Raw genomic sequence first — 22,946 nt, 5'->3', positions numbered from 1 at the left:
TCAGCGCACCGCCTTCTGCGCGCCCTTGATGAACACGCCGATCAGGTTCTTCAAACCGAACTCGAGCACCTTGGCGGGCACCGGAAGCGACGGGTCGGACTCCATCGTGTAGGAGACCCGGGTGCCGTTGTCGGCGTCGGCGAAGGTGACGATGCCGACGTGCCGCTTCACCGGCGCTCCCTTGACGATCTTGTACTCCATCCGCTCACCGGGCACCAGCTTGGTGATCTCTTCCGTCACACCGACCGGGCCGAGGCCGATCAGGTGCTGCGCGCCGACGCCCTCCCGCTCGGTCAGGCCGGGCTTGACCAGCTTGACCTGGGCGGGAATGTACGGGCTGATGCTCTCGCGGTCGGCGAAGAGCCGGTAGACGACCTCGCGCGGGGCGGCGATGACGGCGTCGACGGTGGTGCTGGCCATGAATTCTCCTCTTCCAGTTACGTGTGACCGGCAGCATATAGGTACACCGGTCGCGGCTCGGTGATCGTGTCGTTCGCATCACACTCGGGGGCGAGCCGTCCGGGTTGCCCGGCTACCGCGCGGGCACGCAGTGTCGTAGTTCCGCCGGGTGTGAGGCGCACGATCGGACAATCTACTGAGGATACTCGTGGAAAAGTCCGTTTCGGGCACTGCTGGCCGTCGCAGGCCGGGGCTCTCATGGGCAGTTCGCTGTGACAAAGCTCAGAGCGATCAACGGCTTTCGTACTCGATGCTCAACTCTTGGCCAACTTGTGCCCGTAATGTCCGATTCATCATCTACTATTGAACTCAGTAGATGAACGGCGGGTGAATTCCGCCGGACAGCGGGAAGCGCCGAGGCGAAGGGGCCATCATGCGCAGTGTTCTTCCGATGACGATCGAGGCGGGCGGAGCGCGCTTTCGCGGCTCGGCGACGGGAGGGAGCGGGGGACGGTCGAAGAAGGGCGCGTTCGCGCTGTTCATCGCCGGTCTCGCCGCGGGAACGGTTGCCGCGGCGGGTGGTGCCGCGGCGGAGTCGCTGTCTCGTGGCGACCACTCGGGACGCTCGGGTTCGCACGGCGACTCGACGGGGTGGCACAAGATCGATCCGTTCGGATATCAGCACTCCGATCCGAATCCGCTGCGGCAGAACGAGCATCAGCATGCGCTGCGGGAATACCACCGGCAGAGCAAGCCGCGGCCGGATGAGAGTGGTGCGGGCAACGAGGCGGGGGAGTCGGCATGGACGCGCACCGAACGTCCGGACGGCAGTGGCTGGACCGTGTGCCGTCCGCAGGCGAAGTGGTGCTGAGGATCCGATTCGATCGAACCGTACGGCGAGTGCTCGAGCCGCTTCACCTGGCGGATCGGTTCTCGTACATGTAGCTGGCAATTCGCCGTCGGCTTGGGGGTGGGTGCGGACCTGGCATTGCTGGAACTCGAAGCGGGATTCGCGACTTGATTGCTGGTGGCGAAGCATGTGCTCGTTGCGTCGAGCTGGCCCTCGGTCGAAGCGGTCGGAATCGCCGCACGAGGACGCAAGAGCTGGAGCTGGAGCGTGGATCGAGGGCGGTGATCGTAGCTGAGGTGAGATTGCCGCCTTATAGCGAGAGGTCGGATCGAGCCAGGAGATAACGGCGCGCCTCCACCAATGGTTGAGAGTTAGCGGTCATCATCGCTTCATGAGGATGCCGGCGCTGTTGTCGCGAAACACCGAAACGCTTCCTGGTCTGATCGGGACGGCCCGGGTGGATCGCAACACCCGGCGGCTGCTCGGACGGATCGGGCCGGGGGACATCGTCGTCCTCGACGAGATGGACCTCGACCGGATGACCGCCGACCGGCTGGTCGAGGCGCGCGTCGGCGCGGTGATCAACACCTCGCCGTCCATCTCCGGCCGCTACCCGAACCTGGGGCCCGAGGCGCTGGTGTCCCACGGCATCCTGCTGCTGGACACGGTGAGTTCGGATGCGTTCAAGAAGATCAAGGACGGCGTCAAGGTCCGTGTCGACGGCGGCGTGGTCTACGCCGACCGGCTGATCAAGAAGGACCCCGAGGTGCTCGTCGAAGGCATCGAACTCACCGAGGCCGCCATCGCGGAGCGGATGATCGAAGCGCGCAACGGCCTCGCCGATCACCTCGAGGCCTTCGCGGGCAACACCATCGAGTTCATCCGGACCGAGAGCGCGCTGCTCATCGACGGGTTCGGCGTCCCGGAACTGGATCTGGTGATGAGGCAACGGCATGTGGTGGTCGTCGCCGACGGCCCGGAGCACGCCGAGGACCTGCAGCGGCTCAAGCCGTTCATCAAGGAGTACGCCCCCATCCTGATCGGCGTCGGCCGAGGCGCGGACACCCTGCGCAGGCGTGGGTACCGGCCCGACGTCATCGTGGGCGACCCGGAGGAGATCACCACCGCGACGATGAAGTGCGGCGCCGAGGTGATCCTGCCCGCCGACACCGACGGCCACGCCAAGGGGCTCGAACGCATCCAGGACCTCGGCATCGGCGCGACGACCTTCCCTTCTTCCGGCTCGCCCGCCGATCTGGCGCTGCTGCTGGCCGACCATCACGGCGCCGCGCTGATCGTCACCGCCGGAGCGCCCGCCTCGCTCGACGACTTCTTCGACCGGGGACGCCGCGACAGCAACCCGGCCACCTTCCTGACCCGGCTCAAGGTGGGCACGAAGCTGATGGACGCCAAGGCGGTGGCCACCCTGTACCGCACCCGCGTGTCCGGGGTCGCCGTCGCGCTGGTGGTGCTCGCCGCGCTGGTGGCGGTGATCGTCGTGCTGCTGGCCTCCAACAGCGGCGGTGACGCCCTGGACTGGGGTGTGGACACCTGGAACCGCCTCGCGCGGTGGGCGCAGGGGCAAGTCGCCGCTCGTCAACTCTGAAGGAGAACGATGATTTCGATGCGCCAGCACGCCATCTCGATCGTCGCGATCTTTCTCGCGCTCGCGATCGGTGTGGTGCTCGGATCCCAGACACTCGCGGCCGATCTGCTGTCGGGATTGCGCGCGGACAAGGCCGATCTGCGCCAACAGGCGGACGCTCTGACCGAGCGGAACCGGCTGCTCGACGACCAGACCGCGGCCGCCGACCGTTTCATCGCCGGTTCGTCGGGCCGCATTCTCGGCGGTACGCTCGCCGACCGCGGTGTCGTCGTGTTCACGACCCCCGACGCCGACCCGGGAGACGTCGACGCGGTGAGCGCAGCGCTCGCGGCGGCGGGCGCGACAGTCACCGGCCGGATCGCGCTCACCGAGGCGTTCGCCGACGGCAGCGAGGGCGATCGGATGCGCACGGCCCTGACGAACGTCATCCCGGCCGGTGCGCAGCTGCGGACCGGCGCGGTGGATCAGGGCAGTATGGCCGGCGATCTGCTCGGCCTGGTGCTGCTGCTCGATCCGGCCAGCGGGCAAACTCGGAGCACCCCGGAGGAACTCGGGCTGGTCCTGGAGACCATGCGCGGCGGCGGTTTCCTCGCCTACGGTGACACGCCGGTGCGGCCCGCGCAGCTCGCGGTCGTGATCACCGGCGACGGCGCCGCCGCGGCCGAGGACGGCGCAGGCCCGAACATCGCGCGCTTCGCGGGCGCCCTGCGCGGCCGCGGCGCGGGCGTGGTGCTCGCCGGTCGCGCTGGCGCCGCCGACGGGCAGGGGCCGATCGCCGTGGTCCGTGCCGACGCCGCGCTCGCGGCCCAGGTGAGCACCGTCGACAACGTCGAGCGCGAACTCGGCCGGGTCACGACCGCGCTGGCGCTGGGCGAACAGCTCAACGGGGGCGCCGGGCGCTACGGCACCGGCGCGAAAGCGGCCTCGCTCACCCTGGCCGTCGTGCCGGGCTGACCGGTCGCCGACAGCATCGCGGCCGCCGGTCGACCAAGGGGTTGTCAGCTCCGGGCCTCGATCGAACGCTGTCACGGCACCGACTCCCGCCGGACACCGGCGGCCCGGGAGAGACCCGCCCCACACTCCGGACGCGCGGGCTCTCATCGACCTCCCGCGATCGGCGGGCAAACGCGCGTGGCAGTCGAACGGACGGGCGGATCCGTGTTACCGTGAAGACCCGTGGGTCAAACACGGATTCAGGCGCGAACAGACACGAAGCACATCTTCGTCAGCGGTGGTGTCGCCTCCTCATTGGGTAAAGGTCTTACCGCCTCCAGCCTCGGTCAGCTGCTGACGGCGCGTGGGCTGCGCGTCACGATGCAGAAACTCGACCCGTACTTGAACGTCGATCCCGGCACGATGAACCCCTTCCAGCACGGCGAGGTGTTCGTGACGGAGGACGGCGCGGAGACCGACCTCGACGTCGGCCACTACGAGCGTTTTCTCGACCGGGACCTGTCCCGCGACGCGAACGTGACCACCGGACAGATCTATTCGTCGGTCATCGCCAAGGAGCGCCGCGGCGAGTATCTCGGCGACACGGTGCAGGTGATCCCGCACATCACCGACGAGATCAAGCACCGGATCCTCGCGATGCGCGGCCCCGATCTGCAGGGCCAGACCCCGGACGTGGTGATCACCGAGATCGGCGGCACCGTCGGCGACATCGAGTCGCAGCCGTTCCTGGAGGCCGCCCGCCAGATCCGCCACGACGTCGGCCGCGACAACGTCTTCTTCCTGCACGTCTCGCTGGTGCCCTACCTGGCGCCCTCCGGTGAGTTGAAGACCAAGCCGACCCAGCACTCGGTGGCGGCGCTGCGCAATATCGGCATCCAGCCCGACGCGCTGATCCTGCGCTGCGACCGCGAGGTCCCGCAGTCGCTGAAGAGCAAGATCGCGCTGATGTGCGACGTCGAGGTCGACGCCTGCATCTCCACCCCCGACGCGCGGTCGATCTACGACATCCCGCGCGTGCTGCACCGGGAGGGCCTGGACGCCTACGTGGTGCGCAGGCTGGGCCTGCCGTTCCGCGACGTGGACTGGACGGTGTGGGGCGACCTGCTCGACCGGGTGCACTCGCCGCGCGAGACCGTCGAGGTCGCGCTGGTCGGCAAGTACGTCGATCTGCCCGACGCCTACCTCTCGGTCACCGAAGCGCTGCGCGCGGGCGGGTTCGCCTCGCGGGCCAAGGTGAACATCCGGTGGGTGCCCTCCGACGAGTGCGAGACGCCCGCGGGCGCGCAGCACGCGCTGCGCGACGTGGACGCGGTGCTGATCCCCGGCGGCTTCGGCATCCGCGGCATCGAGGGCAAGGTCGGCGCGATCGGCTACGCGCGCACCCGCGGCATTCCGCTGCTCGGCCTGTGCCTCGGTTTGCAGTGCGTGGTGATCGAGGCGGCGCGCAGGGTGGGGCTGGTGGAGGCCAACTCGGCCGAATTCGAACCGGACACCCCGCACCCGGTCATCTCCACCATGGCCGACCAGGAGCAGGCCGTGGCCGGGGAGGCCGATCTCGGCGGCACCATGCGGCTCGGCGCCTACCCGGCGACCCTGGAGAAGGGCTCGGTCGTCGCCCAGGCCTACGGCAGCGAGCACGTCTCCGAGCGTCATCGCCACCGGTACGAGGTGAACAACGCCTACCGCGACAAGATCGCCGAGAGCGGCCTGAGGTTCAGCGGCACCTCGCCGGACGGCCACCTGGTCGAGTTCGTCGAGCTGCCCGCCGACGTGCACCCGTTCTTCGTCGCCACCCAGGCGCACCCGGAGTTGAAGAGCAGGCCGACCCGCCCGCATCCGCTGTTCGCGGCGCTCATCTCGGCGGCGCTGAAATACAAAGCGGCCGAACGGCTTCCGGTGGACATTCCCGGCGAAGAACTGGCGGGTGCGGCGGAGCAGGCGTAGCGGCATGAGCAACGGGGGCGCTGCCGAGCCGGGCAGCCACGATTTCGAGATCGCATCCAGCAAGACGGTCTACACCGGCGCGATTCTCGCGTTGCGGCTCGACCAGGTGCGCATGCCGGGCGGCAAGGTCGTGGAACGCGAGGTGATCGAGCACCACGGCGCGGTCGCCGTCGCCGCGATCGACGACGACGGCAATGTGGTGCTGATCAACCAGTACCGCCACCCGATCGGCAGACGGCTGCTCGAACTGCCCGCCGGGTTGCTCGACGTGCCCGGCGAGGACCCGCTGGTCGCCGCGCGCCGTGAGCTGGCCGAGGAGACCGGGCTGGCCGCCAGGGACTGGGCGGTGCTGGTGGACGTGGCGCTCTCGCCGGGGTTCACCGACGAAGCGCTGCGGGTCTACCTGGCCCGCGGGCTGTACGAAACCGAGCGCCCCGACCCGGAATTCGAGGAGGCGGACCTGGAAGTGGTCCGCATGCCGGTCGACGCGGCGGTCCGCGCGGCGCTGAGCGGGGAGATCGTCAACGCGACCGCGGTCGCCGGCGTGCTCGCCTTGGCGGCGGCGCGGGCGGCGGGCATCGAACCGCGGCCGCCGGACGCGCCGTGGGACGGGCAGCCGACGACCTTCCTCCGCCGCAAGGCGGCCGAGAAGTCCGAAGACTGACCGCAGGTGCTCGGTCGCGAGCTCGACACCTATCTCGACCACCTCGCCGTCGAGCGCGGCGTCGCGCCCAACACCCTGGGCGCCTACCGACGTGACCTCGGCCGGTATCTGGACTTCCTGACCGGCCGCGGCATCGAATCGCTCGACCGGGTCGACGAGTCCGACGTCGCGGAGTTCACCATGGCGCTGCGCTCGGGCGGTCCGGGACGCCCGCCGCTGGCGGCGAGTTCGGTGGCCCGCGCGCTGATCGCGGTGCGCGGGTGGCATCGCTTCGCCGCCGCGGAGGGACTCACCGACACCGATGTGGCGCACGCGGTGAAACCGCCGGCGTCGGGGCGCAGGTTGCCCAAGGCGCTGCCCTATGACCAGGTGCTGAAACTGCTGGAGGCGGCCGGAGGTGGTCAGGGCGACCCCGCCGCGGGCGTGGACGGCGGGCCGCGCGGCCTGCGCGACCGAGCGCTGCTGGAATTGCTGTACTCCACCGGCGCGCGGATCTCGGAAACGGTCGGGCTGGACGTCGACGATCTCGACATCGACCAGCGGGCGGTCGTCCTGCGCGGCAAGGGCGGCAAACAGCGTCTGGTACCGATCGGGCGGCCCGCGCTCGCCGCCGTGGACGCCTACCTGGTGCGCGGGCGGCCCGTGCTCGCCGCGCGCGGAAAAGGCAACGCCGGAGCCCTGTTCCTGAATGTCCGCGGCGCGCGGCTGTCCCGGCAGAGCGCCTGGCAGGTCCTGCACACCGCCGCCGAACGCGCGGGCATCGCGGCGGCGGTGTCGCCGCACACGCTGCGCCATTCCTTCGCCACCCATCTGCTCGACGGGGGCGCCGACGTCCGGGTGGTACAGGAACTACTCGGCCACGCCTCGGTGACCACGACGCAGATCTACACCCTGGTCACGGTCAACACCCTGCGCGAGGTGTGGGCCACCGCGCATCCCCGCGCGCGGTAACCGTTGCCCCGCCGCGAGCTTCACGCATGGGTAAGGCGCGGAACAAAGTGGACTGCAGTCCGGTTGTGCTGGTCTGCCGGGTGCGCGGCGTGCCGCCGACGGTCCGGTTCCCGACCACAACGCGAGGTGAAGTGCATGGCAAAGTCTTTCATCGTCCACGAGGCCGATGTCGAAACGATTCCGCTGCCCGGCGGCGGTTCCTTCCGGCTACTGGAGGACAGCGAGAACTCCGAAGGGCTCTTCGGCGCCAACCGGCTGACCCTGGCCGCGGGTGCGGACGGCACCCGGCCACACCACCACACGAAGTCGACCGAGATCTTCCATGTGCTCGGCGGCACAATGGATTTCCTCGTGGACGGCACCCGCAGCGCCGTCCGCGCAGGTGGCCTGGTGGTGGTCGCGCCGGGCACGGTGCACGCCTTCGGAGCCGCCGCCGACGGCCCCGCCGAGTTTCTGGCTGTGCTCACACCCGGTATCGTCCGCTTCGAATACTTCCGGCAACTCGGCCGGATCGCGCGCGGGGAGGCGGACTGGGACAGTATGAACGAGTTGCACGACCGGTTCGACGTTCATTTCGATGGCGGACCGCAATGGCGCTGACCAGCGCGGCACGAACACGCCGCGCCGAGGCGCGGCACTCGAGTGCCGTCAAGCGGTAGCGTCTATCGAGAGCTGGACCGCACGAAAGCGAGGTCGGCCCATGATCGGCCTCGCTACGCTCGGCGAGGCAACGGGCAGGAACGTATAAGGAGCAGCGGATCGTGACGACAGCCGGCGCGGCAGAGCCGCCGATGGGTGCTGGGGCGGAGCCGCTTACGGGCTCGCGACCGGGTCCGTACTCGGACGCCGCGGCGGAAACGCTGTGGGGCCACGGAGTGGAGCCGGTCCCGGAGGACGCGACGCTCGGCCCGACCGGACGGCCGTTGCGGCTGGTGCCGGACCCGCCGCCGGTCGGCCAGCACGGGGACGCGCTCATCGTGGCCATGTGCAACCAGAAGGGCGGCGTCGGCAAGACCACCTCCACCATCAATCTCGGTGCGGCACTGGCCGAATACGGCCGTCGCGTCCTGCTCGTCGATCTGGACCCGCAGGGCGCGCTGTCGGCCGGGCTCGGTGTCGCCCACCACGATCTCGACTCGACCGTGCACGACCTGCTCATCGGTTCCAAGGTGTCGATCGACGACGTGCTGATGCAGACCCGGGTACCGAACATGGATCTGCTGCCCAGCAACATCGACCTCTCCGCCGCCGAGATCCAGCTGGTCAACGAGGTGGGCCGGGAACAGTCGCTCGGCCGCGCGCTGGAGCCGATCCGCAACCGCTACGACTACATCCTCATCGACTGCCAGCCGTCGCTCGGCCTGCTCACGGTCAACGCCTTGGCCTGCTCGGACGGCGTGATCATCCCGATGGAATGCGAGTACTTCTCGCTGCGCGGGCTGGCGCTGCTCAACGACACCGTGGAGAAGGTGCGGGACCGGCTGAACCCGCGGCTGAGCCTGTACGGAATAGTGGTCACCATGTTCGACTCGCGACTGCTGCATTCCCGCCAGGTGATGGCGCGCGTGGTCGAGGTGTTCGGTGATCTGGTCTACGACACCGCCATCGCGCGCACCGTCCGTTTCCCGGACGCCAGCGTCGCGGGCGAGCCGATCACCACGTGGGCGCCGAAATCCAGTGGCGCCGAGGCGTATCGGTCGATGGCTCGGGAAGTCATCCACCGATCCGGCCGGTGACCGGCCGCTCCGACCCCTCGTCTGCGTCCCACCACGACCCGTCCGGCCAGGGGTCTTCCGCGGCCGGACCGACTCCAACGCGGGACGATCAGGCACCCGAGGCCGGTGAGCGGCCCGAATCCAGGCAGGCCGCGCCCGCGCTCGGAAACGCGGCGGCGGCGTTCATCGCCGCGGGCCGCGACGCCGCCCCCCGTCGCCCGAGCCCGGCCATCGCCGGAGGTTCCACCGGACGAACCGCGCCGGAGACGGCGGCGGACGCCCCGCTCGCGTGGGACCGTAGGGACGAAACCGTCCCGAAACCACCCCCGCGGCCTGGCGAGACGATCGTCCCGGAGAGACCGGACGATCAGTCCGTCGACGCACCTGATGTCCCTGTCGTGGGTCACGATGCGCCGGAGGAGCCCGGCTCCTCGCCCGACCCGCTAAAAGCACCGGCCCTCTCGCAGGACGCGCCCGGCGCACCGGAGGCCGGAGCGGCAACGTCGCCCGAGCCGCAGGCGACCGGGTTCCGTCTGCGCCTGAGCAACTTCGAGGGACCGTTCGATCTGCTGCTCACCCTGATCAGCTCGCGCAAGCTGGACGTCACCGAGGTGGCGCTGCACAAGGTCACCGACGAGTTCATCGCCTACACCAAGGCGCTGACGGCGAACATGGCGCGGCAGAACACCTTGCGCGCGGACAAGATCCTGGACCAGACCACGGAATTCCTGGTCGTCGCCGCCACGTTGCTGGATCTGAAGGCGGCGCGGCTGCTGCCCTCCGGCGAGATGACCGACGCCGAGGACCTGGAGTTGCTCGAGGCCCGCGACCTGCTGTTCGCGCGGCTGCTGCAGTACCGCGCGTTCAAGCAGGTCGCCGAACTGCTCGGCGAGCTGGAGGCGGCCGCGCTGCGCCGCTATCCGCGTGCGGTCGGCCTGGAGGAGCGTTACGCCGGACTGCTGCCCGAGGTTAGGCTGGGTGTCGGGGCGGCCGAGTTCGCCGCGATCGCCGCGGCGGCCTTCCGGCCCCGTCCGGTGCCCAAGGTCGGGCTCGACCACTTGCACACGCACGCGATCTCGGTGGCCGAGCAGGCGGCGCTGGTGCTGGAGCGGCTCAAACAGCGTGGTGCGGGCGCGTGGACCTCCTTCGGCGAGCTGGTCGCCGATTGCGAGGTTCCGGTCCAGATCGTCGCCCGCTTCCTCGCGCTGCTCGAGCTGTATCGCGGCAAGACGATCGAGTTCGACCAGCCCGATCCGCTCGGTCCCTTGTCGGTGAGCTGGATCGGCGACGACGCCGCGCAACAGGTGGAGACCGTGACGATCGAGGAGGACTACGGGTGAGCGAGCACAGCGCGAGGGCGCGGAGGCGCGATCGTGAGTGAGGCAGTGGTGGAACTCACCCCCGAACCGCTCGCCGACGCCGATCTCCGTTCGGCGCTCGAGGCCATGCTGCTGGTCGTCGACTCGCCCGCACCGGTTGACCAGCTCGCGGCCGCTCTCGGCGAGAGCGCCGAGCGGGTCGAGCGGACCCTGCGCGAGATGTCGGCCGAACTGTCGGCGCGGTCCAGCGGGATAGATCTGCGTTTCGTCGGTGACGGTTGGCGCTTCTATACTCGCAGCGAGTACGCGCCGTATGTGGAGCGGATGCTGCTCGACGGCTCCCGATCGAAATTGACCCGGGCGGCCTTGGAGACGCTGGCGGTGGTGGCATACCGTCAGCCGGTGACCAGGACCAGGGTCAGCGCCGTGCGCGGCGTGAACGTCGACGGGGTGATGCGCACGCTGCTGGCCAGGGGCCTGATCGCCGAGGCAGGCGTCGACCCGGAGACCAACGGAACGCTGTACTGCACGACCGAGCTGTTCCTGGAACGGATCGGACTGGCTTCGCTGAGCGATCTGCCGCCGCTGGCGCCCCTGCTTCCGGGCGTCGACCTGATCGATGAGATCAACGAGAGCCTGGAGACGGACCCCCGCTACACCAGGTCGAGGAAACCCGCCGAGGCCGATTTGGACCTCGGCACCGAAGAGTGACAGGACAACATGAATACGCCCGCTCGCCGAGATGGCACACCGGATCGTAGGAAACGCGGCGCACAGCCCGAACGCGGCGGCGCGAGCCGCGGCTCGAGTTCACGCGACGCCCGTTCGGCCCAACGGGGGATCACCGCCCGTGGCGCCCAGCAAGGCGGCGCAGGCCGGACGGCACAGCGCGGATCCGCCGCCGCTCCCAGCCCGCAGCGGCACACCGCCGCGGCGAGCAAGAAGAAGCCCAAACCGCAGCGGCAGGTCGCACCGCCGCCGCTGCTGAGCAACGCCAAGCCCGCGCGCCACCAGAACGTGGAGCCCGCCCCGTCCGGCGGCCACACCAAGCTCCCGTGGGGCGAGGGCGAGCGGTTGCAGAAGGTGCTCGCCAAGGCGGGCGTGGCCTCGCGCAGGGCCGCCGAGGAGATGATCGCGCAGGGCCGCGTCGAGGTCGACGGCATGATCGTGCGCGAGCAAGGCCTGCGCATCGACCCGCAGCACGCGGTGGTGCGCGTCGACGGCACCCGCGTGGTGGTGCGCGAGGAACTGGTGCACGTCGCGCTGAACAAGCCCAAGGGCTGGCAGTCGACCATGTCCGACGATCTGGGACGCCCGTGCGTCGGCGACATCGTGGCCGAGCGGATCGCCGCGGGCCAGCGGCTGTTCCATGTCGGAAGGCTCGATGCCGACACCGAGGGCCTGCTGCTGCTCACCAACGACGGCGATCTGGCCCACCGGCTGATGCACCCGTCCTACGAGGTCTCCAAGACCTATCTGGCGACGGTGCAAGGCGAGGTCAACAATCGCGCGGTCGGCAAGCGGCTCAGAGAAGGCGTCGAGCTGGAGGACGGTCCCGCCAAGGTCGACCGTTTCCAGGTGCTGGAACTGGGGGAGGGACGTTCCTTGGTGAAGGTGGTGTTGCACGAAGGGCGCAAGCACATCGTGCGCCGTCTGCTGGACGCGGTGGGCCATCCGGTCGTCCGGCTGGTCCGCACCCATATCGGTCCGGTCGCGCTGGGCGACCAACGGCCCGGCACGCTGCGTGTGCTCGGCCGCGATGAAATCGGCAAACTCTACGAGGCGGTGTCGTTGTGAACGGTGTGGAGATCCCGGTGCAGGCGCCGGCGCGGATGGCCGGTACGAGCCCACTGGTGGTCGCCATGGACGGGCCTTCTGGTACCGGGAAGTCGAGCGTGTCACGGCGCCTGGCCACCAGGCTCGGCGCCCGCTACCTCGACACCGGCGCGATGTACCGGGTGGCGACGCTGCGCGTGCTGCGCGCAGGCATCGAACTGACCGACACCGCGGCCATCGCCGCCGCGGTCAAGGAGCTGCCGCTGTCCATCGGCACCGATCCCAGCCGCGAGGTGATCGAGCTGGACGGCGAGGACGTGCGATCGGAGATTCGCGGCGACGCCGTCACCAAGGCGGTCTCCGCAGTCTCCGCGGTGCCGGAGGTGCGTGAACTGCTGGTCGCCATGCAACGCGAGATCACGGCGGCGGCGGGCCGCATCGTGGTCGAGGGCCGCGACATCGGCACCGTCGTGCTGCCGGCCGCGGACGCCAAGATCTACCTGACCGCTTCCGCCGAGGCGCGGGCGCACCGGCGCAATCAGCAGAACATCGCCGAGGGCCGGGGCGACGACTACGCGGGCGTGCTCGCCGACGTGCAGCGCCGCGACACGCTCGACTCGACCCGCAAGGTGTCCCCGCTGCGTCCCGCCGAGGACGCGGTACCGGTCGACACCAGCGAACTGTCCATGGACGAGGTGATCGACGAGCTGTACGGCGTGGTCGCGCAGCAGGTCGCCGCATACGGAGCCGGAGGGGACCGATGAACGGGGACGTGCTGGCCGGCGACGGCGTCTGGAGCGACGAAGCCGACTGGGAACTGACCGATCTCGAGGGTGAGTTCGAGGACTCCGCGCATGTCGCGATGCCGACGCTGGCCGTGGTCGGACGCCCGAACGTGGGCAAGTCGACCCTGGTCAACCGCATCCTCGGCCGCAGGGAAGCGGTCGTGGAGGACATCCCGGGAGTAACCCGCGACCGCGTGTCCTACGAGGCGAACTGGGCCGGTCGCCGGTTCCTGGTGCAGGACACCGGCGGCTGGGAGCCCGACGCGAAGGGATTGCAGCAATCGGTGGCCCGCCAGGCCGAGCTGGCCATGCAGACCGCCGACGCGATCCTGCTCGTGGTCGACGCCGTGGTCGGCGCCACCGCCACCGACGAGGCGGCGGTGAAGAAGCTGCGCCGCTCCTCGGTGCCGGTGATCCTGGTCGCCAACAAGGTCGACGACCAGCGGGTGGAAGCGGAAGCGGCGGCGCTGTGGTCGCTGGGACTCGGCGAGCCACGCATGGTCAGCGCCGCGCACGGCCGCGGCACCGGTGACCTGCTCGACGACGTGCTCGCGGTGCTCCCGGAGACCCCGCGCGAGGGGACCGGGGGTGCCGGTCCGCGTCGGGTGGCGCTGGTCGGCAAGCCGAACGTCGGCAAGTCCAGCCTGCTCAACAAGCTGGCCAACGACGAGCGTTCCGTGGTGCACGATGTCGCGGGCACCACGGTCGACCCGGTCGACTCCCTCGTCGAACTGGGCGGCAAGGTGTGGAAGTTCATCGACACCGCCGGGCTGCGCCGCAAGGTGGCCAATGCCAGCGGCACCGAGTTCTACGCCTCGCTGCGCACCAAGTCCGCGCTGGAGGCATCGGAGGTGGCGATCATGCTGATCGACGCCTCCCAGCCGATCACCGAACAGGACCTGCGGGTGATCAGCATGGTCGCCGATTCCGGGCGGGCGCTGGTGCTGGCGTTCAACAAGTGGGACCTGGTCGACGAGGACCGCCGCCTGCAACTGGAACGCGAGGTCGACCGCGAACTGGTTCGGGTGCCGTGGGCGCAGCGGGTGAACATCTCCGCCCACACCGGCCGCGCGGTGCAGAAGCTGGTGCCCGCGATGGAGACCGCGCTGGAATCGTGGGACAAGCGCATCCCGACGGGCAGGCTCAACACGTGGCTGAAGGACGTGATCGCCGCGACGCCGCCGCCGATGCGCGGCGGCAGGCTGCCCCGCGTGCTGTTCGCCACCCAGGCGACCACGCGGCCGCCCACGTTCGTGCTGTTCACCACCGGCTTCCTCGAGGCGGGCTACCGGCGTTTCCTGGAGCGCAGGTTGCGCGAGGAATTCGGTTTCGACGGCTCGCCGGTCCGTATCTCGGTGCGGGTGCGCGAGAAGCGGGATCGCTCGAAGAAGTAGGCGACGACGGCGAGGCCTCTGGCATGTCCCGGCCTCGCCGCCCGCACTCTGGCTACCTATTGGCGAGTCGCTTTTCTCCGCTGCTGATTCGGGCAAAATGCCTAATGGGAGCCGATATTCTCTCGTATGCGTGACGATATGGCCAGTACGCTTCGCGATGGCGGCAAACACCTGGCATCATCCGGGCATGGTCATTCCCAGCGTCCTGCCGGAACCACCGGCCGTCCTGACTCCGTTCGAGACGGGATGGCCCGTGCGCCTCGCCGACACCGATCGCGAGCAGCGCCTGCGCTTGGACGGTGTCGCGCGCTACCTGCAGGATGTCGGCTACGACCACCTCGACGTCCTGGAGGACGGCGATATCCATCGCCTGTGGGTGATCCGCAGGACGGTGATCGACGCGCTCAAGCCGCTCGGCTTCGGCGAGCGGGCGACGTTGCGGCGGTGGCCTTCGGCGACGTCCACCCGGTGGTGCGCGATGCGGGTCCAGATCGGCGGCAGCGCGGGCGGGCTGGTGGAGACCGAGAGTTTCCTGATCCATTTCGGCACCGAATCCGGCGTGCCGACTCGGATGAGCGACCGGTTCCTCGCGCCCATGCTGGCCTGCACGACCGAGCACCGGCTGCGCTGGAAGGCCGAACTCACCGATCCCATGCCCGCGGCGGACGAGCCCGGCGTGCAGATCCGGCCCTTCCCTCTCCGGGTCACCGACATCGACCTGCTCGACCATATGAACAACGCGGTCTACCTCACCGCGCTGGAAGAAGTGCTCGCTGATCACGCCGAACTGAAATCGGGCCCGCACCGCGTGGTGGTCGAGTACGGGAAACCGGTGCGGTCCGGCGAGGACGTCGAACTGGTCGCCCGCCGCACCGACTCGAGCTTGGACGTGTGGTTCGCCGTCGGCACGGACTGCCGGGCGGTCGCCCGGGTCACCTCGCGCTAACCGGCCAACTGTTCGACGGTGGCGCGCGCTCCTCGGGTGCGCAGGCTCTCCAGAGCCGCCAGATACGCGGCCACGAACCGGGGATGATCGCCCAGGTCGCCGAACAGCGAGCGCTCGCCCAGGAAAGCGGTCGGCTGCTGCCGTTGCCGCCGGGCCAGGGGAACCAGCCGATCGCGGAGCTGGTCGACGACCTCGATCGGCTGACCCTGCTCGTCCACGCCCTCGGCATAGCGGGCCCAGCTCGCGACGACCGCCGCCGCACAGTCGATCGGGCCGCCGGCGGCCAGCTGTGCCCGCACCACCGGCAGCAGCCACTTCGGGATCCGGTCGGAGGATTCCGCGCACAACCGGGCGATGGTGTCGCCGATCGCGGGGTTCGCGAACCGGTCGAGCAGCGTCCGCTTGTAGTCGCCCAGGTCTACGCCGGGTACCGCGCGCAGCGTCGGCGTCGCCTCGGCGTCCATGTAGCGCGTCAGGAACCGCCGGAAGGCCGGATCCTGGGCGGCTTCGTGCACCAGCCGGTATCCGCTGAGGTACCCGAAGTAGCACAGCGCCTGGTGGCTCGCGTTCAGCAACCGCAGTTTCATCAGTTCGTACGGGGTGACGTCGGCGACGACCTGCACGCCGACCTCCTCGAGGGCCGGGAGGCCGAGAGCGAAGGAATCCTCCAGCACCCACTGGGCGAACGGCTCGGTCACCACCGGCCAGCGGTCGGTGAGCCCGTAGCGCCGCTCGATCTCGCCGGTCGCCCCCGGCGGGGTCACCGGGGTTATCCGGTCCACCATCGAATTGGGGAAGCGCACCTGCTCGGCCACGAAGGCTCCGAGCCCGGGATCGCGCAGCCCGGCGAACGCGCCGAACATCCGGCGCGCGACGTTCCCGTTACCCTCGATGTTGTCGCAGGACAGCACGGTGAACGGCGCGACACCGCGGGATCGGCGGCGGGCCAGCGCTTCGGTGACGAGGCCGAAGACGGTACACGGCGGCGCGTTCCCGGCCAGGTCGGCGCGGATTCCGGGGTCGTCCGGGTCGAATTCCCCGGTAGCGGCGTCGATGTGGTAGCCGCCTTCGGTGATGGTCAGCGAGACGATGCGGGTGGCCGGATCGGTGAGCTTCGTCACCACGGCCTCGGGATCGTCCGGCGCGTAGCGGTATTCGACCAGCGAGCCGATCGTGCGCGTGGTCCACGTGCCGTCCGGCGCGACCGTCGACAGCGTGTACAAGCCGTCCTGCGCCCGCAGCACGTCGCGCATGCGCCGATCGCCGGGGAGCACGCCGACTCCGCAGATGCCCCACTCGTCGCCGAGGCCGCGTTCGAGCAAGCGGTCGACGTACATCGCCTGGTGAGCCCGATGAAATCCGCCGACACCGAAATGCACTATGCCCGTGCTGATCCGAGATCGGTCGTAGCCCGGTGTCGAGACACGATCGGCGAAGCCGGTCATCGTCGCCGCCCGCAAGGGCGTGGCCGTGGGTTCCGGCATCCCGCACCTCCCGTGTCGTGTGGATCACACCATAGTGCAGCGGCGGCCCGTAAACCCTCGTCACGCGGCCCGCATGGGCGGTTGATCGGGCCGGGGCGATTACCCCGTTTCGCCCGGTGGGGTCGGCCACCGGGAGGTTTATCGCCGTGGAGCTGGGTAGACCGTCCGTGACCCGATCGACGGCAGAAAGGCTGAATGCGATGTCTCAACCCATCACCAGCACGCTGGACCCGGAGCAGCAGCGCATCGCGGGCGAAACGCTCCAGGCAACCGTGGTCGACCTGATCGACCTGTCGCTGATCGCGAAGCAGGCGCACTGGAACGTGGTCGGCTCCAACTTCCGCTCGGTGCACTTGGCGCTGGACGAATTGGTGACCGTGGCACGGGAGTTCACCGACTCCGCCGCGGAACGCGCCACCGCCGTCGGCGTGAGCCCGGACGGGCGCGCGGCGAGCGTGGCCAAGAGTTCCGGCGCGATCGGCATCGGCGAGGGTTGGCAACAGGACACCGACGTCATCGACGCGATAGTCGGCAACCTCGCCGCCGTCATCAAGCGGCTGCGTGAGCGCATCGCGGCGACCGAGAAGGCCGATCCGGTGACCCAGGATCTGTTCCTGGCGATCGCGGCGCGGCTGGAACAGTTGCACTGGATGTGGCAAGCGCAGCTCGCCACGGCCTGATGCGGGTGATCACGTGCGCGTTCGGCGCGCCTGCCACCGAGACCGCGGTCGCGGTGCGGATCCCCGCCGAAGCGCGACAGCTCGCCCTGATCCGCGCGATGACCGACACCGTGTGCCTGGTGGCCGAACTGCCCCTCGACGCGGCGTCGGACATCCGCTTGGCGATCAACGAGGCGGCCACGATGCTGCTGGGGGACGCCATGCCCGGCTCGATGCTCGGCTGCGCGTTCACCTACGGCGCGGGCCGGATGAGCGTGCGCGTCGACGCCGTGGCCGCGTTCGATGACGACGTGCACGGCGATCCGCTGAGCTGGGAATTGGTCCGCATGCTCACCCGTTCCCTCTCGATTTCTCGTGACCCTTTTGATTCCGAACTCGGCGGGTACCCGACCGTTATCGAATTCAGTTGGGAACGAGGACCATTTGATGACACGTGAGTTCACGACCGACGGAAATGACGCGGCAGGCCGCGCCCGTGGCGGCGACAGCTACGACAACATCGAGCCGTGGTTCGAGAAGCTGGCCGCGATGGACGAGGGTGATCCGCATCGCGCGGCGCTGCGCGAGGAGGTGACCCGGCGGTGTCTTCCGCTGGCCGAGCACATCGCCAGGAAGTTCTCCGGCCGCGGTGAGTCCTATGAGGATCTGCTGCAGATCGCCCGGGTCGGGCTGGTGCTCGCGGTGGACCGGTTCGACGTCTCGCGCGGCAGTTCCTTCCTGGGATTCGCGGTCCCCACCATCATGGGCGAGGTACGCAGGCACTTCCGCGACCACACGTGGTCGCTGCGAGTGCCGCGCCGCCTCAAGGAGATTCAGCTGCGCATCGGCCCGGCCACGGAGACGTTGTCGCACCGCCTCGGGCGGATGCCGACGGCGAGGGAGATCGCCGAGGAACTGGACGTCGACCTCGGTGAGGTCACTCAAGCGCTCATCGCGGGCAACGCCTACCAGGCCAACTCGCTGGACGCGGCCGGGCGGGAGGACGGCGACGGCGCGCCGCAGTCGCTGGCCGACACGCTGGGCGCCGAGGAACCCTGCTACGACCTGCTGGAGCAGGCGATGGCCGTGCGTCCGCTGATCGCGGAGTTGCCGCCGCGCGATCGGCAGGTGCTGATCATGCGTTTCTACGAGTCGCGGACCCAGAGTCAGATCGCCGAAGAACTGGGCGTTTCGCAGATGCAGGTCTCGCGCATCCTCGCCAGGATTCTCAAGGACCTGCGCGAACGAGCGCTCGGCCCGGAAGAACAACTCGTGTCGAGCGCGGCGTGATCCATCACGTGCTCGGACGGACGACCGAGCCGGTCATCGGCGTCGCGGACACCTCACCGGTCCAGCCGCAGGGTAAGGCGCAGCTGGCGATGACTTTGGTCTCCAGGTCGCCGTTGTCGTAGCGCACCGTGGTGGTCTCCGCGTAAGCGGGATATCCGCACGCTCGGCATTTGCCGAAGAAGTCGAGGATCTCCTCGGCGCGGGAGTGCGCGATTCGTCGTGCGGGCTTGTCGTCCATAACCTCTCCAGCCAGCGTGCGGTCCTGCCGAGCAGGCGTCTGCGACGTTAGGATCGGCGCCCGGCGCCCGGCGGGAGTTTCGGTGATCATTGGGCTGATTCACAGGTGCCGCGCGGGTGATTTGGGCCGGTTCCCAGGCGCAGGTGAATGCTGGGCAATCGCAGCGTATTCCCTGCGTATCGCTGGTAGTGGGGACGGCGCCCCGGCTACTTGACCTCGCCTGTGACTGACGTTACAAAGGAGCTACCCGCCGACCCGAAGTTCTTCGAACCGGCCGACGAGAAGTGCACAAGTTGGTTACCGATGTCATCGACGTAGTCGCCGAATTCGCGATCGCCCGCAAGACCATCTGGGATCTGCTGCTCGAACCGCAGACGTATCCGCGTATGTTCACCGGTATCGGCGCGTGCGAGCAGATCCAGTCCGCCGACGGCAATGTGGTCTGGCAGATGCGCGTCGGCACCTACGCGTCGGGCATTCGCACCCACCAGATCCGGGTGAGCGTGGGCCGGTGGTACGAGAGCTTCGAGATGCAGTACGCCGCTTTAGGCAGTTTCGCGTCGGTGCGGCTGCACGGCGACGAGGAGCGCACCAAGATCACGGTCACCTATTTCGCGCCGAGCCGGGTGCACCCGCGGGTGGCCGAGCTGTCCAACGTGGCGATCGCGGAGTGGACCAAGAGCGGACTGAAGCGGGTGGCCGACGTCGCCAAGGGCGCGCGGACCTCCCTGGTCGTCAACGGCGAGGATTCGCCGATCCGGCGCAACGCGGGCGTGGCGCGGCAGATGGTGGCCACCGGCGTCGTGCTGCCGGTTCGCCTGGATCGGAGTCTCAAACAGCTTCGCTCCCTGGCGAAGTGGGGTTTCAACCTGGCGGGCGGGTACGCGGCGGGCGCGGCGTACGCCCCGGATCGGACCGCGATCATCGACGACCGCGGCACCCGGTCCTTCGCCGACATGCACGAGCGCACCAACGCGCTGGCCGGCGCGATGGCCGCGCACGGCCTCGGTCCTGGCGACGCCGTCGGACTGCTGGCGCGCAACCACGCGGCCATGGTCGAATGCATGGTCGCCGCAGGTAAATTGGGCGTGGACGTGGCCCTGCTGAACGCCGGGCTGGCCGGGCGAACCATCGAGGAGATCGTCCAGCGCGATCGCCTCTCGGCGCTGTTCGTCGATGGCGACCTGGAGGAATTGGTGCGCTATCTGCACGCCGACATCCCGCGGTACAACACCGACGAGCGTCCTCCCGCGCCGGACCGGACGACCGTGAACCAGCTCGTGGCCGAGGGGCACACGACGTTCCGCACGCCTGCCCAGCCGGGACGGCTGATCGTGCTCACCTCCGGGACCAGCGGGACGCCGAAGGGCGCGCGCAGGCCGCATCCGAAGGGCTTCGGGTCCATCGCGGCACTGCTGTCGCGCATCCCGATGCAGATGAACGAGACCATGCTGATCCCCGCGCCGCTGTTCCACACCTGGGGGCTGGCCGGCCTGCAACTGAGCACCGCGCTGCGCGCGACCGTGGTGCTGGCCGAGCGGTTCGACGCGGAGGACTGCCTGCGCCGCATCGCCGAGCACCGGGTCAACACGGTGATCGTGGTGCCGACCATGGTGCAGCGCATCCTCGACCTGCCCGCGCACGTGCGCGCTCGCTACGACACCTCCAGCCTGCGGCACATGATCAGCTGCGGTGCGCCGCTGGCCGGTGCGACCGTCGAGCGATTCATGGAGACCTACGGCGACGTCCTCTACAACGTCTACGGCTCCACCGAGGTCTCCTGGGCGACGATCGCCACGCCCGAGGACCTGCACACCTCGCCGACCACGGCGGGGCGGCCGCCGCTCGGCACGAAGGTCGCCGTGCTCGGACCCGACCACCGCAGGCTGCCGATCGGCGCGACCGGGCACATCTTCGTCGGCAACCACATGCTGTTCGACGGCTACGTCAACTCGGCGCCGCCGGACGAGGCGCACGGCATGCTCGACACCGGCGACCTCGGCTACCTCGACGCCGCGGGCCGGCTGTTCATCGCCGGAAGGGACGACGAGATGATCATCTCCGGCGGCGAGAACGTCTTCCCCCGCCCGGTCGAGGAGGCGCTCGCGCACCTGCCGCAGGTCAGCGACGTCGCCGTAGTGGGTGTGCCGGACCGCGAATTCGGTCAGCGACTGGCGGCGTTCGTGGTGAAACGCGAAGGCTCCGGCCTCGATTCGGATATGGTGCGCACCTACATCCGCAACCGCTTGAGCCGCTTCTCGGTGCCGCGCGATGTCACCTTCCTCTCGGCGCTGCCGCGTGGCGACACCGGCAAGATCCTCAAGCGCTTGCTCGCCGGTCCCGGCGCGACCGAGCCGGAGCTGCCGCCGTCGATCAACGGTCTCGGCACCGCCGGATCGCCCTGACCTGTCCGGCGGCGCTCCCGCCTGCCGGGCCCGGCAGGTCTCAGTAGACGGTGTCCTCCAAGTCGGTCAGCGCGGTCTCCAGGTGATCGAGCAGCCTGGCCACGTCCGGCACGCCGCGACGGCAGGCGACGATGCCGATGTCCAGGCTGTCGGCATTGCTGGTGAGGGTGATGTTCACCGCCTGCCCGTCGAGCGGGATCGACAGCGGATAGCTGGCCGCGACGCGCGCGCCGTTCCAGTACTGCGGTTCGCGCGGCCCGGGGATGTTGGAGATGACGATGTTGAACGGCGGGCTGGTCAGCGCGGCCGTGGCGGGAAGCAGCAGCGACAGGGCGAGCGGACTGAGCGTCAGCGCCGACAGCGAGACGGCCTGGACGGGGGACAGCGCGCGGTAGATCTCTTTGCTGCGATGCATCGAGGAGCTGATCGCCGCCAGCCGCGCGGCCGGATCGGGCAGGTCGGTGGCCAGATTGCACAGCAGCGCGGCCACCGCGTTGCCCCCGCCGTCACCGTCGTCGGATTCGGGACGCAGCGAGACCGGCACCATGGCGATCAGCGGCTTGTCCGGCAGGGCGAGGTGTTCGAGCAGATAGGCGCGCAGCGCGCCGGCCGACATGGCCAGTACCACGTCGTTGAGCGTGGTGCCGGTCATCTTCTTGACCTGCCGGATCCGGTCCAGCGGCCAGGAGCGGGCTGCGCAGCGGCGGGCCCCGCCGATCGGGACGTTGAACATGGTGCGCGGTGCGGCGAAGGGCAGCGTCAACTGCTGCTCCAGCAGCGCGGTACGGGCCAGGCGCAAAGCCGATGGCGCCGAGCCCGCGGCGGCGAGCAGTGCGCGCGCCCGGCCGGTGAGGGTCTGCCGCTCCCGCGGTGCGTGCGCGCTGCGGCCGGTCGAGGGCGGAAGATGCCAGGGCACCAGCGCTTCGCCGGATTCCGGGTCGGTGGTGAGCGTTCGCTGCAACAGCCGTTGGGCGCCGACGCCGTCGATGAGTGCGTGGTGCATCTTCGCGTACAAGCCGACCCGGTCGCCGGCGAGCCCTTCGATCAGATGCGCCTCCCACAGCGGCCGGTGCCGGTCGAGCAGCCTGCTGTGCAGTCCCGCGGCCACCTCGGTCACGGCGTCCAGGCCACCCGGTTCCGGCAGCGCCCATCGCTGCACGTGGTAGTCGAGTTCGACGGCGCTGTCCACGGTCCAGGCCAGCTGCGGGGTCCCGAACAGGCGAGCCGGGCGCTTGCGGAACGTGGGGTGGAAGTTCTGGTCGGCCGCCAGCGTGGCGTACGCGCGCCTGGCGAATTCGGGTCCGGTGCCATCGACCGGGTCGAAGATCGACAGCGAACCGACGTGCATCGGATGCTCGCGTGATTCCGCGATGAGGAACAGGGCGTCCACCGGCGAGATGAATTCCATGGGCAGTTCCCTCCTGGCGACGCCGCGGCTGCGCCACGGTTCGGTTGCGCCACGGTTCGGTTGCGGACGTGGAAGGTCGCCGGACTGCCCACGGCGCGGGAGAGCTGTGCCGGTCGGCCGACGATCCATCACCGATTGATTCGGTGCCGAATCCGGACC

General features: G+C 69.5%; 22 protein-coding genes. 18 read left to right on the top strand and 4 right to left on the bottom strand.

Annotation, left to right across the window (positions count from 1 at the left end):
- Positions 1-420, bottom strand: coding sequence for an SRPBCC family protein (locus ACH49X_RS25900; protein WP_195081452.1), 420 nt, complete (start codon positions 418-420; stop codon positions 1-3).
- Positions 421-832: 412 nt separating this feature from the next.
- Here ACH49X_RS25900 and ACH49X_RS25895 point away from each other — a divergent pair, with 412 nt between their 5' ends.
- From ACH49X_RS25895 to ACH49X_RS25830, 14 genes are all read left to right on the top strand, one after another.
- Entirely contained in the window at positions 833-1,270 is a 438-nt protein-coding gene (locus ACH49X_RS25895) for a hypothetical protein (protein WP_195081453.1), read from the top strand.
- Positions 1,271-1,640: 370 nt separating this feature from the next.
- Positions 1,641-2,855: a putative cytokinetic ring protein SteA gene (gene steA, locus ACH49X_RS25890; RefSeq protein ID WP_195081454.1), complete on the top strand. Its 1,215-nt coding sequence runs from the start codon at positions 1,641-1,643 to the stop codon at positions 2,853-2,855.
- 9 nt (positions 2,856-2,864) lie between these two features.
- On the top strand, positions 2,865-3,809 hold the full coding sequence (locus ACH49X_RS25885; protein WP_357206460.1) for a copper transporter: 945 nt from the start codon (positions 2,865-2,867) through the stop codon (positions 3,807-3,809).
- Between the two features lie 222 nt (positions 3,810-4,031).
- Positions 4,032-5,753, top strand: coding sequence for a CTP synthase (locus ACH49X_RS25880; protein ID WP_195081456.1), 1,722 nt, complete (start codon positions 4,032-4,034; stop codon positions 5,751-5,753).
- Positions 5,754-5,757: 4 nt separating this feature from the next.
- Positions 5,758-6,417: an NUDIX domain-containing protein gene (locus tag ACH49X_RS25875; RefSeq protein ID WP_195081457.1), complete on the top strand. Its 660-nt coding sequence runs from the start codon at positions 5,758-5,760 to the stop codon at positions 6,415-6,417.
- Between the two features lie 6 nt (positions 6,418-6,423).
- Positions 6,424-7,368 (top strand): site-specific tyrosine recombinase XerD, encoded by a 945-nt coding sequence (xerD, locus tag ACH49X_RS25870; RefSeq protein WP_357106024.1) that lies wholly within the window; start codon positions 6,424-6,426, stop codon positions 7,366-7,368.
- 135 nt (positions 7,369-7,503) lie between these two features.
- Positions 7,504-7,968 (top strand): cupin domain-containing protein, encoded by a 465-nt coding sequence (locus tag ACH49X_RS25865; RefSeq protein WP_195081459.1) that lies wholly within the window; start codon positions 7,504-7,506, stop codon positions 7,966-7,968.
- 191 nt (positions 7,969-8,159) lie between these two features.
- Positions 8,160-9,104, top strand: a complete 945-nt coding sequence (locus ACH49X_RS25860; RefSeq protein ID WP_195081774.1) for a ParA family protein — start codon at positions 8,160-8,162, stop codon at positions 9,102-9,104.
- Positions 9,105-9,481: 377 nt separating this feature from the next.
- Positions 9,482-10,423: a segregation and condensation protein A gene (locus ACH49X_RS25855; protein ID WP_397071057.1), complete on the top strand. Its 942-nt coding sequence runs from the start codon at positions 9,482-9,484 to the stop codon at positions 10,421-10,423.
- A 33-nt stretch (positions 10,424-10,456) separates the two neighbouring features.
- Positions 10,457-11,113, top strand: coding sequence for an SMC-Scp complex subunit ScpB (gene scpB, locus ACH49X_RS25850; RefSeq protein ID WP_195081460.1), 657 nt, complete (start codon positions 10,457-10,459; stop codon positions 11,111-11,113).
- A gap of 9 nt (positions 11,114-11,122) precedes the next feature.
- Entirely contained in the window at positions 11,123-12,199 is a 1,077-nt protein-coding gene (locus ACH49X_RS25845; protein WP_195081461.1) for a pseudouridine synthase, read from the top strand.
- 35 nt (positions 12,200-12,234) lie between these two features.
- Positions 12,235-12,942: a (d)CMP kinase gene (gene cmk / locus ACH49X_RS25840; RefSeq protein WP_195081776.1), complete on the top strand. Its 708-nt coding sequence runs from the start codon at positions 12,235-12,237 to the stop codon at positions 12,940-12,942.
- Positions 12,939-14,357 (top strand): ribosome biogenesis GTPase Der, encoded by a 1,419-nt coding sequence (gene der / locus ACH49X_RS25835; RefSeq protein WP_195081462.1) that lies wholly within the window; start codon positions 12,939-12,941, stop codon positions 14,355-14,357. Before cmk ends, der begins: the two co-directional genes overlap by 4 nt.
- A 187-nt stretch (positions 14,358-14,544) precedes the next feature.
- On the top strand, positions 14,545-15,303 hold the full coding sequence (locus tag ACH49X_RS25830) for an acyl-[acyl-carrier-protein] thioesterase (RefSeq protein WP_195081463.1): 759 nt from the start codon (positions 14,545-14,547) through the stop codon (positions 15,301-15,303).
- Here ACH49X_RS25830 and ACH49X_RS25825 read toward each other — a convergent pair.
- Positions 15,300-16,787 (bottom strand): mannitol dehydrogenase family protein, encoded by a 1,488-nt coding sequence (locus ACH49X_RS25825; RefSeq protein ID WP_397071053.1) that lies wholly within the window; start codon positions 16,785-16,787, stop codon positions 15,300-15,302. The two genes, ACH49X_RS25830 and ACH49X_RS25825, sit on opposite strands and share 4 nt — an antisense overlap.
- Before the next feature lie 200 nt (positions 16,788-16,987).
- Between ACH49X_RS25825 and ACH49X_RS25820 the strand changes: the two genes are divergently transcribed.
- From ACH49X_RS25820 to ACH49X_RS25810, 3 genes are read left to right on the top strand one after another with little or no spacing between them, the layout of a single operon-like run.
- Positions 16,988-17,467, top strand: a complete 480-nt coding sequence (locus ACH49X_RS25820; protein ID WP_195081464.1) for a Dps family protein — start codon at positions 16,988-16,990, stop codon at positions 17,465-17,467.
- A complete protein-coding gene (locus ACH49X_RS25815) occupies positions 17,440-17,904 on the top strand; it encodes an anti-sigma factor (protein WP_195081465.1) in 465 nt (154 codons plus the stop codon). Before ACH49X_RS25820 ends, ACH49X_RS25815 begins: the two co-directional genes overlap by 28 nt.
- Positions 17,894-18,736 carry an RNA polymerase sigma factor SigF gene (locus ACH49X_RS25810; protein WP_195081466.1) on the top strand — a complete coding sequence of 281 codons (843 nt, stop codon included), beginning with the start codon at positions 17,894-17,896 and terminating at the stop codon, positions 18,734-18,736. The genes ACH49X_RS25815 and ACH49X_RS25810 overlap by 11 nt, the downstream gene beginning before the upstream one ends.
- A 4-nt stretch (positions 18,737-18,740) precedes the next feature.
- Here ACH49X_RS25810 and ACH49X_RS25805 read toward each other — a convergent pair whose 3' ends face one another.
- Positions 18,741-18,974: a hypothetical protein gene (locus ACH49X_RS25805; protein WP_195081467.1), complete on the bottom strand. Its 234-nt coding sequence runs from the start codon at positions 18,972-18,974 to the stop codon at positions 18,741-18,743.
- A gap of 293 nt (positions 18,975-19,267) precedes the next feature.
- Here ACH49X_RS25805 and ACH49X_RS25800 point away from each other — a divergent pair, with 293 nt between their 5' ends.
- A complete protein-coding gene (locus tag ACH49X_RS25800) occupies positions 19,268-21,379 on the top strand; it encodes an AMP-binding protein (protein ID WP_397071049.1) in 2,112 nt (703 codons plus the stop codon).
- Between the two features lie 40 nt (positions 21,380-21,419).
- On the opposite strand, the gene ACH49X_RS25795 is transcribed toward ACH49X_RS25800, so the two are convergent.
- Complete coding sequence (locus ACH49X_RS25795) at positions 21,420-22,787, bottom strand: wax ester/triacylglycerol synthase family O-acyltransferase (protein ID WP_195081468.1); 1,368 nt, start codon at positions 22,785-22,787, stop codon at positions 21,420-21,422.
- Positions 22,788-22,946: the final 159 nt, after the last annotated feature.

Origin of the sequence: Nocardia sp. NPDC019323 (assembly GCF_044389845.1) — a bacterium.
Lineage (GTDB): Bacteria > Actinomycetota > Actinomycetes > Mycobacteriales > Mycobacteriaceae > Nocardia > Nocardia implantans.
This window is presented reverse-complemented; position numbering and strand designations above follow the sequence as displayed.

Coding starts and splice junctions, on each gene's coding strand:
- der (WP_195081462.1), top strand. CDS start 12,939: ATGAACGGGGACGTGCTGGCCGGCGACGGCGTCTGGAGCGACGAAGCC.
- ACH49X_RS25895 (WP_195081453.1), top strand. CDS start 833: ATGCGCAGTGTTCTTCCGATGACGATCGAGGCGGGCGGAGCGCGCTTT.
- ACH49X_RS25795 (WP_195081468.1), bottom strand. CDS start 22,787: ATGGAATTCATCTCGCCGGTGGACGCCCTGTTCCTCATCGCGGAATCA.
- ACH49X_RS25900 (WP_195081452.1), bottom strand. CDS start 420: ATGGCCAGCACCACCGTCGACGCCGTCATCGCCGCCCCGCGCGAGGTC.
- ACH49X_RS25825 (WP_397071053.1), bottom strand. CDS start 16,787: ATGCCGGAACCCACGGCCACGCCCTTGCGGGCGGCGACGATGACCGGC.
- ACH49X_RS25805 (WP_195081467.1), bottom strand. CDS start 18,974: ATGGACGACAAGCCCGCACGACGAATCGCGCACTCCCGCGCCGAGGAG.
- cmk (WP_195081776.1), top strand. CDS start 12,235: ATGGCCGGTACGAGCCCACTGGTGGTCGCCATGGACGGGCCTTCTGGT.
- ACH49X_RS25810 (WP_195081466.1), top strand. CDS start 17,894: ATGACACGTGAGTTCACGACCGACGGAAATGACGCGGCAGGCCGCGCC.
- ACH49X_RS25820 (WP_195081464.1), top strand. CDS start 16,988: ATGTCTCAACCCATCACCAGCACGCTGGACCCGGAGCAGCAGCGCATC.
- ACH49X_RS25830 (WP_195081463.1), top strand. CDS start 14,545: ATGGTCATTCCCAGCGTCCTGCCGGAACCACCGGCCGTCCTGACTCCG.
- ACH49X_RS25865 (WP_195081459.1), top strand. CDS start 7,504: ATGGCAAAGTCTTTCATCGTCCACGAGGCCGATGTCGAAACGATTCCG.
- ACH49X_RS25860 (WP_195081774.1), top strand. CDS start 8,160: ATGGGTGCTGGGGCGGAGCCGCTTACGGGCTCGCGACCGGGTCCGTAC.
- steA (WP_195081454.1), top strand. CDS start 1,641: ATGAGGATGCCGGCGCTGTTGTCGCGAAACACCGAAACGCTTCCTGGT.
- ACH49X_RS25845 (WP_195081461.1), top strand. CDS start 11,123: ATGAATACGCCCGCTCGCCGAGATGGCACACCGGATCGTAGGAAACGC.
- ACH49X_RS25885 (WP_357206460.1), top strand. CDS start 2,865: ATGATTTCGATGCGCCAGCACGCCATCTCGATCGTCGCGATCTTTCTC.
- ACH49X_RS25875 (WP_195081457.1), top strand. CDS start 5,758: ATGAGCAACGGGGGCGCTGCCGAGCCGGGCAGCCACGATTTCGAGATC.